This window comes from Delftia sp. UME58, from assembly GCF_014170385.1.
Lineage (GTDB): Bacteria > Pseudomonadota > Gammaproteobacteria > Burkholderiales > Burkholderiaceae_C > Comamonas > Comamonas acidovorans.
This window is the reverse complement of sequence record NZ_LZZV01000088.1, coordinates 194024-206849: the sequence shown is the minus strand read 5'-3', so window position 1 is coordinate 206849 and position 12826 is coordinate 194024. Positions and strand designations below refer to the sequence as shown.

The following is a 12826-nucleotide window of genomic DNA, read 5'->3' as shown; positions in this document are numbered from 1 at the left end:
CCCAGTGCCTCTGCGAAAATTCATCAGGCTCCGTGCCTTCATAGAGCATGCACAAGGCAAACTGCTCTTCAAGAATCTACTGCTTGCCCAAGCGTGTAACCACACTCAGGAATCGTACTCGTGCCCAACATTGACCAATTCATCGAAAGCTTTCAGACCGCCGTGGACTTCCAGGAGGCCGTGGAAGTCACGCCCGAGACCGAACTCAGGAGCCTGCCCGAGTGGGATTCACTGGCCGCCCTGGGCGTAATCGTCATGTTCGACGTCGAGTTCGGCAAGACCATCACCGGCGACGATCTCAAGAACTGCACGACCATCAGCGACCTCCACAAACTGTTGGGCTGATCACCATGGCGCGATCCACGTTACATAATGTCCGTCTTGCGGGAGTCGCCAGTTGCGTGCCCAGGAATGTGCTCGACAATCTTCTCGATTGCCCTCCCGCGCAGCGCTCCGAGCGCGAACGACTGGTCCGCAACATCGGAATTCAGACACGTCGTATATGCCCACAGTGGCAATGCTTCTCTGACCTGGCAGCCACGGCGACGGAGAAGCTGCTTGACGAGCTGCAGTGGAATCGCGATGAGATCGATGCCCTGATTGTCGTTACACAGTCTCCTGACTACCTGATTCCCTCCACCGCCATCATCCTTCAGGATCGGCTGGGCCTGCCTCAGACGGCGATCGCGTTCGATGTGAACCTCGGCTGCTCTGGCTATCCATTCGGCTTGCATCTGCTGGGAAGCATGATCGCCGCGGGTGGCGTAAAAAAAGGACTTTTGTTGGTCGGGGACAAGTCTGCCAATATCAACGACCCTCTCTTCTCCGATGCTGGTACGGCTACGGCCTTGGAGTTTGACCCGGATGCCAGCCCGATGTACTTCGATCTCAACAGCGACGGCAGCGGCTATAAGGCGATCATGAAGCCGGTAGGCGGGCATCGCGAGCCTTTTGCAGCCTATCACTGCATACCCCAGCGCACCGACGATGGAAAGCTCCAGCTGCCTACCGATCTCGTTCTGGATGGTCCTGCTGTCCTGAGCTTTTCGACACAGCGCATACCACCTGCGGTAGTCAACACCTTGGAATATGCTGGCCTGGAAAAAGATGAGATCGACTATTTTGTTTTTCACCAGGCAAACCGAATGATCAACGAGACCATACGGAAAAAACTCGCGCTGCCCGTTGAAAAAGTCCCCAGCACGCTTGCAAACTATGGCAACACCAGCGGTGCAACCCTGCCTGTGACAATGACCCATTGCCTGCATGAGGTCCTGCCCCGGAAACATCACAAAGTCCTGCTAAGTGGCTTCGGAATCGGCTTGTCCTGGGGGACTTGCATTGTCGATATTGACGGCGCTTGCTTTCCTTCCATGCTGGAGGCATGAATATGAGCTCACCAATCACCAACCCCTTTTCGCTGGACGGTAAGCATATCCTTGTCACCGGAGCCAGCTCGGGAATAGGGCAATCCATCGCGCTTTCTGCAGCGCACATGGGAGCCACCATCACGGCGCTTGGACGGGATACGGCGCGCCTGGATGAGACGCTGGCCAGCCTGCGGGCCATCTCGGTCTCAGACCATCGCACCATCAGCGCCGACCTGACCCAAGAGGAAGGTGTGGAGACAGTCTTTAAGGCATTGACAACCCCTTTGAACGGAGTTGTCCATGCTGCAGGTATTTCTCGCCTGTCACCCTTCCGTCAAATGACACTTGCGCACTTGAGAGAGGTGCAGTCAATCAACGTCGAAGCCCCTCTTTTGTTGACACAGGGCATTCTTCGCCGCAACCTGATTGCACCAGCTGGATCCATTCTTTTCATATCATCCATTGCTGCCCATATTGGTGTACCTGGTGTGGGAGCCTATTCAGGCAGCAAAGCCGCCTTGATAGCGGCCACGCGCTGCCTTGCAATGGAAGTGGCGAAAAGAAAAATTCGATCCAACTGCCTGTCACCTTCGCTGGTGGCGACCCCTCTCTTCGACCTCGCCATGCAGACGGCCGGCTCGGACTCTATGGCCAAGCAAGAAGCCAATCATCCGCTCGGCTTCGGAAAACCAGAGGACGTGGCGAACGCCGCGATCTTCATGCTCTCCGATGCCAGCCGATGGATCACCGGAACCACCTTGGTCATGGATGGCGGCCTGACCATCAGCTGATTTTCCTCATGGATATGCAACCTGCTGACATGCGCCGTTCACTTCTAATTGTTGGGGCAGGCGGTTTCGGACGTGAAGTTCTGAGTTACATCGAGGATGACAACCCACTTTTCAAAGTCAAAGGGTTTCTGGACAGTCGTTCCCATGCACTCGACGCGACACCACGTGACGTGCCCATCATCGATAGTCCATTGAATTACACACCGGCGTCCAACGACGTTTTTCTGGCGGCACTGGGTGATCCGCATCAACGCTTCAAATACACGGAAGCACTGCGCAATGTCCACAATGCAGATTTTGCCACCGTCGTACATCCTCGCGCCCACATCAATCGTCACGCCCATTTACGACATGGCTGCATCATTACGCCACACGTAGGAATTTCGGTCGATGTGCAGATCGGAGAATTCTCTCACATCCAAGAATACACCGTCATAGGCCATGATGCTCAAATAGGCAGTTGGTGCCAAATCAACAGTCATTGCACGATCGCCGGAGGTGCCCGCATTGGTGATTTCGTCACCATTCATCCCAACAGCGTCATCACCAGCAGAGCCGTTATTGGTGATGGAGTCACGGTTGGCCCTGGCAGCGTTGTCATTGGAAAGATACCCGCAGGCATTACCGTGCTTGGCAATCCGGCGCGACGATTCTCCTTCCGTTGAATTGAACATACTGAATCATGCTCAAAGCAGGCCAGTCTCCAGTAATTTCCAGAAACCAACAACATTTCATGCCCATTGCGCAGGCGCATTTTTCAGCCAGAAGAAAGTCCACGTCAAATGCATTTCTCATGCCATGATGCCTGGGCGGATCAAGAATTTTCATGACGCCCGGTAGAAAAGCGTGTGTAGCGTCAACATCATGCGATTCATCCAGACTACTGGAACCCACCCCCAATAGATCATTGCAATGCAGTTTTTCTTGACATTGCACAGTTCTTTGATACTTTCCCACGAACACATCTCTGTCTGCATCAGAATAATTGCTACATCTTCGGCGCCATCCTGTACGCAATATATTTCACAGGCAGGTTTCTTTTGGAAAGTCCCGCATGAATACCTCCACTGAATCTCTTTCTTACCGCATACATCCACGGGCCTACTGGTCTCCCGAGCAGCGCACCCAGGAATTACTCCATCTTTTCCCCCATGTCTGGTTATTTGCCGGATTAATGCTGGAATTACAGGAAAAAATGCATTACGGAGTGCGCCTGGGGGAGACCGAACTGCTCCTGCAGCGCGACGCACAAGGCAATCCACGCGCTTTCCTCAATGTCTGCAGCCATCGCCACGCCAAGCTATGTGAACCGGGTCTGCACAAAGGCCCCGTGCGTTGCCCCTACCATAGCTGGGTATTTGATCGCCAAGGCATCCCCACTGGTATTCCGCAAAAAAAAGCATTTCCCATGGTGATGGCCGACCCTGAAAAGTTTCGCCTAAAAGAGTTCCCCTGCGCGGCCGTGGGCCAATTCATCTTCGTGCGACTCTCCCCTCAGGGCCCATCTTTGCAGGAATACCTGGGAAATCAATACGATTTTCTTGAGCATGCGAGTTTAGGCATGAATGGTGTACTGGATGAATTTCAAGAGGATGTGGCGGCCAACTGGAAAATAGTTATTGAGAATTCACTGGAGGGCTATCATATCCCTGCAGTACACAACCGTACTTTCGGACAGGTAGATGGCATGAGTCGTGAAGAGCAGGCTCCCACCTTTTTTCTGGATGATCCTTTGCATAGCCACCTGGAGCATTCGGCGAATTCCGACTGGGTGACACGCTTCGCCCGCATGGGCAAAAAGATAGGGCAGTGGCCATGGCGCTTCGAGCATTACACACATCATTTGATCTTCCCCAACCTCACCGTCACATCGTTCATGGGCTACAGCTTCCATATACAGCGCTTCGACCCTATTTCCACCAATCGTACGCATGTACACTCACGCACTCTGGGCGTCCATTTCACCAATGCAACCGAGGTAGGATGCAAGATGATGGAGCGCATCCACGCCGATGGTCATTCTTTTACCCGGAAGGTATTTATAGAGGATGGCGATATCTGTGGGAAAATTCAGAAAGGCGTCGAGCAAGCAACCCAGTATGCAGTTCTTGGCCAGGGAATAGAAGACCGTGTGGCTCATTTTCAAAAATCCTATCAATCCCTGATGACCAGAGAGCCCACCAAATACAGCCATACTGAAAATAACTAGATCAAAAATCACCATGTCGATATGCGAAATCAAAATCTCCAACATCTCATATTGATATAAATTTCCCTCGAAAATCAATCCTACCCTCAAGCCATGATCTACGGTCTTATTCCAATAGGTGGCCAAGGAAGCCGACTAGGCTTACCCTACTCCAAAGAGATGCTTCCGCAAAAGAACTATGGATTCTACAATCCTGTATCCAACCATCTCGTGCAGAAAATGCTGTTTGCCGGAGCGGAAAAGATCGTTTTCATACATGGGAAAAACTTCAAACAGGATGTCACTTCATTCTATTCAGATGACCAGAAATTTCTCCACATAGAACAAAAAGAACTTGGATTTGCACAAATCCTGAGAGATTTTTACATCAATGTTCGACCGCAAGATAACGATCAGTGCCTTTTTGGCTTGCCAGACAGCATCTTCGATGGCAATCCCTATATGGAGATGCTGGGTCACCCTGGAATATGCGCGGGGCTGTTCACGACCTCCGACGGAACCAAGGTAGATCGTCTGACATTATGCGGAACGAGATTTGAAGTCAAATCACCGAAAACCGACAATAATTCGGACCGCTTCTGGGGCGTCATAAAATTTGACGGAAGAAATCTGAGGCAATTTCATGAAGACGATATCTTCAAGAAAACCCAGGAAATTGGGGAGATCATAAATATCTACGGCTTCAGTCGAACACATGAGAACAACTATATCGACATCGGAACCTGGGAAAATTACAACAAATATCTATCCAAGACGAGTATTTCCACAGACTGCGAAATAGAAAAGAAATACATAGCCAACGATGTGGATGAGGGTTCCTTTATTGAGATATTCTCAAAAAACAAGGAATTCACGTACGAACACGTCAATTCCGCAGACTACTATTTCTCACCAACCAATGAGAAAATAGAATTCATCAGATATCGGGAGCAACCACCAGGTGCAACTTTTCCTTCTGATATAACGATCAAGGACTCCAATCCAAACTCCTTGAATCGCTTTGAGCTGGTCGTCCAGCTGGCCCAGGGAACAAAAACGCAGTCGGTACTGACCTTCCTCAATCTCGTTGCATCTCACTTCGATTTCAAGATACAAAAGAACTGCCACATCTTTACATCAAATGAGGCCGTTCTCGTGCTGTACAGCTTCACTGTACGCAACAAAACGATCAAGCTGATCGAAATTGAACTGTTGCAAGCGGATTTCAATATCCTTGCAAAATTCGAAAATCTGCTCAGCAGCCTTAATGGCTTCAGTGTAGCCAACCACGTAAACAAATCGAAGTACAAAATGGTCAAAGAGATGATTCATGACGCCTCACAATGAAGCCAATCCCGGGGACTATGCAGAAACGGTTCTCATGCCTGGAGATCCTTTACGCGCTGCATACATCGCTCAGAATTTTTTCGAGAACCCGAAACAGGTCAATGGCATAAGAAATTGCCTGGGATTCACTGGGCACTACAAGGGTCATCGGATATCAACCCAGGCATCTGGAATGGGGCAACCCAGCCTTGGCATATATGCAACCGAGCTATTTGATATTTACGGCGTAAAGCAAATCATCCGCATAGGCACTTGCGGAAGCTTTCAGCCAGAAATTTCAATCGGTGACCTGATAGTACCCATGAGTGCATCCAGCGATAGCCATCTTGGCATCAATGGCTGCCATATCTCTCCCTGCTGCAGTCATGAATTGCTGAACAAGTTTATGCTCGCAGCCTCCAACTACCCCTATCGCATTCACGCAGGATCTTTTTTCGCCTCCGACAATTTTTACAATATCCAACCGGATTGGTGGCATATATATAGAGATGCAAATATACTTGGCGTCGACATGGAAACCTATTACCTCTATTTGCTGGCCATGATTCGAAAACGCCACGCGCTCACCGTCAATATAGTCGCCGATAATTTCAACAATGAAGAGAAAATGAGTACGCAGTCACGCGTCGAGCTATCAAGGCAATCCGTGCAAATAGTTCTTGATGCGCTGTTCCCTGTTTAAAATCACCTAAAATGGCAATACTTCATGGCGGGCTATCAAGAATAGCCATCAGATATCCGAACATCGATGCAGACAACGTAAAAATTGTCGCCTGGGGAGCAGGACAGCTCTTCAGAGACCTCTATCCACTAGCGGGGATAACTGCAGAATATACGATTTGCCCAACCTCAGAAAATCAAGGGAAGATCATTCATGATCTGGAAGTGAAGTCCCCTGAATTTCTAAAAGAAAACGAGGATCCTGAAAATATTCTCATCTTAATATTTTCTGCATCCTTTGTTGAAGTAACACATCAGATCGGGAATCTCGGAAAATTCCGCTCAATCCCCGCAATAGAATATGGGATGCAAAGCAATGATATTGTCGATGAGCTCTTGCTACTTCAGAAAAACATTCATCTGGTTCCCCCCAGAAAGGAACACTTTTCCGAAATAGGATTCTTTACTCAAGGCCCTATATTCCCATTTACAGAGCTTGCACTTGCATACCAGAGATACCACTACCCCAATGACTACCATTGCTTCGCCACGGATGCTGGACAGTCGCCAGAAGCACTAAGCAGGTGCGCAAGATGGGTCGATGAGATCATCGAGGTCCCTCTGCCCGAGTTCCCGGGCCCTCTTCGACGAAACTACATGATCCGTACTGCCAGGGCAGGTGCTGAGAATATACAAAGAAAAGGCATAAAATACTCCGTCAGGCTGAGAAGCGGCAATGTTGCGATTGGCAATGTAAGAAAATACATCCAAAACACATTCGGCCATCATGGAAACTACCATCCCGGCAGAATTGGTTTTCACATGGGGTGGACCATGCGAAACATACCATTTCAAATATCGGAAGCATTCATGATAGCGAGAGCCGATGAGATGGCCATGCTGTGGAGCATTGATGAGGACCAGCGTCAGGACAACGATCCCAGCCTCTCATTTTCACCAGAGATGCATTTTTCGGAGCTTGCGCGATCAACGAACGAGAATTATGTATGGTCCAAATATGCCAAGAAGATTGGCCTGCCTCACTCAACAATTGAAGACCACCTTCAATTCATGAGAGAAAAATTGGTTCCCCTGGAACCAGAGCTGACTACATATTCCCTGAAATACACCCCACTCTTTGGCATGGAATTTGATAGCAACATCAATCCCGACAAGGATTGGTGGGACAATCTGGTCAACAACTCAGGCCATACAAACCATAGGGTTCTTGAAATAATCAAGAGAAACACCAGCATGGCCGAATACTATGCCAGAAAAGCAGGCTAACACTCTCCCGAGCATTCTATCCATGCCCGTCGAGCAGCATGCCTTATCAGCTCCTTCTGATTGAGGTTCATGCCCAGGAAAAATGGCAGGCCCAGCAAAGTCCGCGCCAATGAGCGAGCGCAGTCCGTATTCAGCGTAATGACAGACGACATTAATGCAGGCATATCTTGCAACAACGGCTGGTACCAGCGCCGGACCATGATCCTGTCTTGATTGCAGCAACGCTCAAGCGCGACCCGGAATCTCTCGCTTGGCAAGCGGACGCACAATAACGAAGGGGCTTGCAGCCCGCCTGCCACCCCAGGCATCTGCCATGTCAATCGCTGATCACAGGCCTCATCCAGTGCATTGACAAGCTCTGACTGAAGCAATCGTCGTTGATATGCATGGTCTTTCCATATCTGCAGCGATGCAAGACAAATAGCTGCATGATATTCACTGAGTTTGGCGTTAGATCCTACGCTGGCCAAAGCGCCCACCGGCAGGCCCGAGGCTGGATCCAGGTTGATCCCGAAGTTTGACAGCTGGCGCACGCGGGCAGCCAGGCCAGGTCGGGTGGATACAACCAGTCCTCCCTCACCTGCCGGTAAACTCTTGGTGGCATGCATGCTGAAAACCAGTGTCCCCTGCGCACCCTGCAACCACTGGCTGCCATATGCCGCAGCCGCATCAACGACCACAGGCAGCCCCGTCTCCTGCTCAAACAGTTGCCATGCCTGCATATCATGGGGCATGCCAAAAGTCGCAACAGGCAGTACTGCATCGATATGCGTCTCCGTACAGGCTGCTCTGGCGATCTCGGGCGTGAGCATCCAGGTATTCGAATCCACATCCGCCAGCACTGGTATGTGACCTGCTCGCACCACGGCGGTGGCAGTCGCCACAAAGGTGAATGCCGGCAGGAGTACGCGGGAGCCACGAGGCATATCCAGTGCCGACAGCACCAGCTCCAAGCCAAGCGTCGCATTGGTCACAGTGGTCAGTTCATCCACAGGAATGGCAAAGAGCTGCGCAAACTCTGCCTCCAATTCACGCACAAGCGGACCAAAGTTCGAATAGTGCCGAGCCGCATGCATTCGCTCCAGCCAAGGCATCAGCACTTGCGGGGATGGCATATCGGGCACCAGCAGCGGCACCCAGTCGGAACCTGTGATGTCTCCGCTCATGCGAGCGCGTCCGCATCCACCAGCAGGGCCTCGAGGTCAGCAGTGACCGCGAGCGTGTGCCTGCTGCCGCGCAACCAGTTGAGCCACATGATGCGAAATGACTTTTCCAACTCCTGTGTACGGGCTGGATAGTCCATGAGCACGCTGCGCTCCAGACTGGGGCGCGCAGTCAGCCGGTAGTGCCGGAGGCGATCCACGTCATCCATGAGCCGCAGCGCGGTCCGGGTATAGCCGTCTATACTGCAAGCCACATCCTCCCCGAACCCCAGGCCCTGCAGTGCGCGTGCAGTAGACGCATCCACGGCCCTCTCCGCGTCCAGTGCCACGATAGGCAGCCCCATCCATAGTGCATGCAGCGTCGTCGTCCCCCCCGAGACCGGCGATGTATCCAGCGCCACGTCGGCGATGTGGCCCAGCTCCATGAAGCGGTCCAGCGGCTGCTCGTGCATGACCGAGACCCGGTCCAGCGGCATGCCTGCCGCCTCCACGCGCGGCTGCATGTGGGCCTGCGCCGCATCCGGGTCTTGCTCCTTGACCATGATGATCAGACGCGCGTCCTGGCGCTCCTGAAGAATGCGCGCCCAGACTGCCAGCATCTCGTCTGTCAGCTTGGCTGAGTTGTTCAGGGAAATCAGCGTGGGATAGCCGTTGCGAACCATCGGCGGCTCTTCGCACAGCGGCGAATACTCCGGAGGGGCATAGCTGGCCATGCAGGCAAGCTGGAACAGGCTTTCCGAGTAATAGGGCGCATGACCGGCCGGTGCGATGCCTGCATCGACCAGCCGGTAGTCCATCGCCTTCATCCCCAGCGTGTGCATATAGCCCAGCCAGGTCACCTGTACGGGCGCCGCACGGCGCGCGAAGACCGCCAGGCGCTGGCCCATGGTGAATCCCGACAGGTCCACCAGCACGTCGATGCCGTCCGCGCGGATCTGTTCGTAGAGCTGGTCGTCGGATTGATCGACCGCATCGTGCCAATGCGGTACCAGGGCACGCAGCTTCTCAGTCATCTGGTCGGGGCGGCCGCTGGAATAGACGTGAATCTCGACGTTTTCCGGATTGTGGTGGGTCAGCACGGGTTGCATGAAAAAGGCTACCGAGTGCTGGCGAAAGTCCGCCGTCACATAGCCGACCTTGAGCTTCTTGCGCGGATTGCGGTCACGCGGCGGCAGGGGCCTGGCATCGCGTGTCAGCGGGTCGGCAAAGCGCCGCCCCCAGTCGCACGCCACTTCCAGTGACTTCAGCGGATCGCTGCTGGTGTGAGCGTGGATGTAGGCACGCGTCATCCAATGCTGGTTGACATGCTTGGCATGGCGGCAGGCATCATCGATCAGACCACAGGCTTGCTTCTTGCGGCCTGTGTTGAACATGGCCAACGCCAGCAGGCGCTGCGCATCAGGCATGCGAGGCTCAATCTCCAGAGCGGCCTGCAGCGCTTCGATGGCCTGAGGCCAGATGTTCATGCGCACATAGACGAAACCGACATGCAGCCAGACCTTGGAGTTGCGCTCCCCTGTTGCCAGCAACCTCGCCAGGCCCGAGAGGGCTTCGAGGAACTGGGCGCGATCAATCATTGCCCGGATGTTGGCCAGTTCGCTGTCGAGGTCGGAAAGCCGCGGTGTGGGGGTGGCGAGGATTGAAGATGGCATGGCGGTGGAACGAGGCAGGCAGCAAGTCGTACAGCTTGCGCGCGCTATGACACAAAGGATAAAGCTGTGCCTACTATCCTCGCACGGGCCGCATTCAATCCACCATTAAGCACACCCCTCGCAAGACACAAGCAGGGACTGCTTCACGGGCCTTTTCCGACTTTCAAGGCATGGCGTAGCCTGTATGCCCGGGCGTCGGGACTCTCAAGTATCGATATCCGTGGCCGATAGCTTGACAAGCCATGGATTCGTCGATGGCCGCCACCCCGCCACGGCCCAGTGTCAAAACAAGCGCGCATTTCCAAGCCAGTTCCGACTTTTCCATCGGGACACCTCTGACAGAATCCACTCCCATGCTTGTCATCATCGGATACATCGTCGCCTTCGGTTGCATCTTCGGCACCTATGTGCTGCACGGGGGCAACGTCCAGGTCATTCTCAAGGCCCTGCCCTTCGAGATGGTGACCATCGGCGGTGGCGCCATCGGCGCCTTCATCGTGTGCAACCAGCCCAAGGTGCTCAAGGCCACGGCCAAGGCCATCCCCGGCGTGATGAAGAGTTCGCGCTACACCAAGGCCCGCTTCATGGAGCTGATGGCCCTGCTGTACGAGATTCTGCAAAAGGCCCGCAAGGAGGGCCTGATGTCCATCGAAAGCGATGTGGAGTCTCCCAACGAGTCGCCCATCTTCACCAAGTACCCCGAGCTGCTGGCCGACCACCATGTGGTGGAGTTCCTGACCGACTACCTGCGCATGATGGTGTCGGGCAACCTCAACTCCCACGAGATCGAGTCGCTGATGGACAGCGAGATCGAGGCGCATCACGCCGAAGCGCATGCCCCGGTCAATGCGTTGACCCGCCTGGCCGGCGCCCTGCCCGCCTTCGGGATTATTGCGGCCGTGCTGGGCGTGGTGAACACCATGGGCTCGGTGGGCCAGCCGCCTTCCGTGCTGGGCGGCATGATCGCCTCGGCCCTGGTCGGTACCTTCCTGGGCATTTTGCTGGCCTATGCGCTGGTGGAGCCCATGGCCGGCCTGGTGGAGCAGCGCGCCCAGGATGCCGCCAAGGAACTGGAGTGCATCAAGACCACCTTGCTGGCAAGCATGCAGGGCTACAACCCCGCCACGGCCATCGAGTTCGGCCGCAAGGTGCTGTTCTCCACCGAACGTCCCGGGTTCCTGGAACTGGAAACCCACGTCAAGGGCAAGAAGTAATCCTGCGTCCAGCAGCGTCAAGCCATGGCAGAGAAAAAGCTACAGCCGATCATCATCAAGCGCGTCAAGAAGACTGCGCATGCGCCCCACGGCGGCGCCTGGAAGATCGCCTACGCCGACTTCGTGACCGCGATGATGGCCTTCTTCCTGCTGATGTGGCTGCTGGGCTCCACGGCCAAGGGCGAGCTGCAGGGCATTGCGGCGTATTTTTCCTCGCCGCTGAAGGTGGCGATGGCCGGCGGGGATGGCGCGGGCAACAGCTCCAGCGTGATTCCCGGCGGCGGCAACGACCTGGCCAAGGTGCACGGCCAGGTGCGGCGCTCGGAGGCGGCGGACAGCTCCAACCGGCGTACCAGCGTCGATGCGGGCCGCGCCGATCAGGCCCAGGTGGATTCCAACCGCATCAAGGCGCTCAAGGCCAAGGTGGACGCCATGATCACCAGCAATGCGCGCCTCAACGAATTCCGCTCGCAGATCCGCACCGACGTCACGCCTGACGGCCTGCAGATCCAGATCGTGGACGAGCAAAACCGCCCCATGTTCGACAGCGGCAGCGCCCTGGTCAAACCGTATATGCGCGACATCCTGCGCGAAGTGGGCGCAGCCCTGGCGGGCGCGGAAAACCGCATCAGCCTGTCCGGCCACACCGATGCCGCCCCCTACGGCAATGCCGACCGCGGCTACAGCAACTGGGAGCTGTCATCCGACCGGGCCAACGCCTCGCGCCGCGAGCTGGTGGCCGCCGGCATGCCGCTGAACCAGCTGGCACGCATCACGGGCCTGGCCAGCAGCGATCTGCTGCTGCCCGACGATCCGCGCGCACCCCAGAACCGGCGCATCACCATTACCGTGCTCACGCAGGAGGCCGAAAAGCGCCTGCTGGGCCACCGTGGGCCCGTGACACGCAACGCCTTGCCGCCGTCATTGGCCGGCGGCAATGGCGGCACCGCGAATGCAGCCACGGCCGAACCCACGGCCGGCGAGACCGCTGCGCAGCCCGCCGCCACCGCGCCCGCAGCCGCCCCCTCGGCGCCCGCGTCACCTGATCGTGTAACAAATTAAGGTTTGCGCCCGATGCTGCCGAAAAGCAGGAAAATTCCCACATTACGCCAAGAAGGTTTCATATTGTTACCATCGCGGCGGATTCTTACCAG

At 54.8% G+C, this 12826-nt stretch carries 12 protein-coding genes; 10 read left to right on the top strand and 2 right to left on the bottom strand.

Translation table 11 applies throughout. The features are described 5' to 3' along the window. Positions 1–120: 120 nt before the first annotated feature. The 8 genes from A9976_RS22315 (at position 121) to A9976_RS22280 (ending at position 7643) form a co-directional block, all read left to right on the top strand. The gene (locus A9976_RS22315) at positions 121–345 is read left to right on the top strand and encodes an acyl carrier protein (protein WP_183020818.1); all 225 of its coding nucleotides are present in this window, start codon (positions 121–123) and stop codon (positions 343–345) included. Positions 346–350: 5 nt separating this feature from the next. Then, complete coding sequence (locus A9976_RS22310; RefSeq protein WP_183020817.1) at positions 351–1388, top strand: ketoacyl-ACP synthase III; 1038 nt, start codon at positions 351–353, stop codon at positions 1386–1388. Between the two features lie 2 nt (positions 1389–1390). After that, positions 1391–2161: an SDR family NAD(P)-dependent oxidoreductase gene (locus A9976_RS22305; RefSeq protein ID WP_183020816.1), complete on the top strand. Its 771-nt coding sequence runs from the start codon at positions 1391–1393 to the stop codon at positions 2159–2161. Between the two features lie 8 nt (positions 2162–2169). Beyond that, entirely contained in the window at positions 2170–2826 is a 657-nt protein-coding gene (locus tag A9976_RS22300) for a NeuD/PglB/VioB family sugar acetyltransferase (RefSeq protein ID WP_232245704.1), read from the top strand. A gap of 389 nt (positions 2827–3215) precedes the next feature. Beyond that, on the top strand, positions 3216–4370 hold the full coding sequence (locus A9976_RS22295; protein ID WP_183020815.1) for an aromatic ring-hydroxylating dioxygenase subunit alpha: 1155 nt from the start codon (positions 3216–3218) through the stop codon (positions 4368–4370). 93 nt (positions 4371–4463) lie between these two features. After that, the gene (locus A9976_RS22290) at positions 4464–5696 is read left to right on the top strand and encodes a hypothetical protein (protein WP_183020814.1); all 1233 of its coding nucleotides are present in this window, start codon (positions 4464–4466) and stop codon (positions 5694–5696) included. After that, positions 5680–6378, top strand: a complete 699-nt coding sequence (locus A9976_RS22285) for a purine-nucleoside phosphorylase (protein ID WP_183020813.1) — start codon at positions 5680–5682, stop codon at positions 6376–6378. The genes A9976_RS22290 and A9976_RS22285 overlap by 17 nt, the downstream gene beginning before the upstream one ends. Positions 6379–6389: 11 nt before the next feature. Beyond that, on the top strand, positions 6390–7643 hold the full coding sequence (locus tag A9976_RS22280; RefSeq protein WP_183020812.1) for a hypothetical protein: 1254 nt from the start codon (positions 6390–6392) through the stop codon (positions 7641–7643). Here A9976_RS22280 and A9976_RS22275 read toward each other — a convergent pair. After that, positions 7640–8809, bottom strand: a complete 1170-nt coding sequence (locus A9976_RS22275) for a DegT/DnrJ/EryC1/StrS aminotransferase family protein (protein ID WP_183020811.1) — start codon at positions 8807–8809, stop codon at positions 7640–7642. The genes A9976_RS22280 and A9976_RS22275 overlap by 4 nt on opposite strands. Then, on the bottom strand, positions 8806–10458 hold the full coding sequence (locus A9976_RS22270; RefSeq protein ID WP_183020810.1) for a glycosyltransferase: 1653 nt from the start codon (positions 10456–10458) through the stop codon (positions 8806–8808). Before A9976_RS22270 ends, A9976_RS22275 begins: the two co-directional genes overlap by 4 nt. A 353-nt stretch (positions 10459–10811) precedes the next feature. On the opposite strand from A9976_RS22270, the gene motA reads away from it, so the two are divergent. Both motA and motB read left to right on the top strand, forming a co-directional pair. Continuing rightward, the gene (gene motA, locus A9976_RS22265; RefSeq protein WP_183020809.1) at positions 10812–11672 is read left to right on the top strand and encodes a flagellar motor stator protein MotA; all 861 of its coding nucleotides are present in this window, start codon (positions 10812–10814) and stop codon (positions 11670–11672) included. Between the two features lie 24 nt (positions 11673–11696). Continuing rightward, on the top strand, positions 11697–12734 hold the full coding sequence (gene motB / locus A9976_RS22260) for a flagellar motor protein MotB (RefSeq protein WP_183020808.1): 1038 nt from the start codon (positions 11697–11699) through the stop codon (positions 12732–12734). The last annotated feature ends 92 nt before the right edge of the window (positions 12735–12826 follow it).

Coding starts and splice junctions, on each gene's coding strand:
- A9976_RS22310 (WP_183020817.1), top strand. CDS start 351: ATGGCGCGATCCACGTTACATAATGTCCGTCTTGCGGGAGTCGCCAGT.
- A9976_RS22305 (WP_183020816.1), top strand. CDS start 1,391: ATGAGCTCACCAATCACCAACCCCTTTTCGCTGGACGGTAAGCATATC.
- A9976_RS22300 (WP_232245704.1), top strand. CDS start 2,170: ATGGATATGCAACCTGCTGACATGCGCCGTTCACTTCTAATTGTTGGG.
- A9976_RS22295 (WP_183020815.1), top strand. CDS start 3,216: ATGAATACCTCCACTGAATCTCTTTCTTACCGCATACATCCACGGGCC.
- A9976_RS22290 (WP_183020814.1), top strand. CDS start 4,464: ATGATCTACGGTCTTATTCCAATAGGTGGCCAAGGAAGCCGACTAGGC.
- A9976_RS22285 (WP_183020813.1), top strand. CDS start 5,680: ATGACGCCTCACAATGAAGCCAATCCCGGGGACTATGCAGAAACGGTT.
- A9976_RS22280 (WP_183020812.1), top strand. CDS start 6,390: ATGGCAATACTTCATGGCGGGCTATCAAGAATAGCCATCAGATATCCG.
- A9976_RS22275 (WP_183020811.1), bottom strand. CDS start 8,809: ATGAGCGGAGACATCACAGGTTCCGACTGGGTGCCGCTGCTGGTGCCC.
- A9976_RS22270 (WP_183020810.1), bottom strand. CDS start 10,458: ATGCCATCTTCAATCCTCGCCACCCCCACACCGCGGCTTTCCGACCTC.
- motA (WP_183020809.1), top strand. CDS start 10,812: ATGCTTGTCATCATCGGATACATCGTCGCCTTCGGTTGCATCTTCGGC.
- motB (WP_183020808.1), top strand. CDS start 11,697: ATGGCAGAGAAAAAGCTACAGCCGATCATCATCAAGCGCGTCAAGAAG.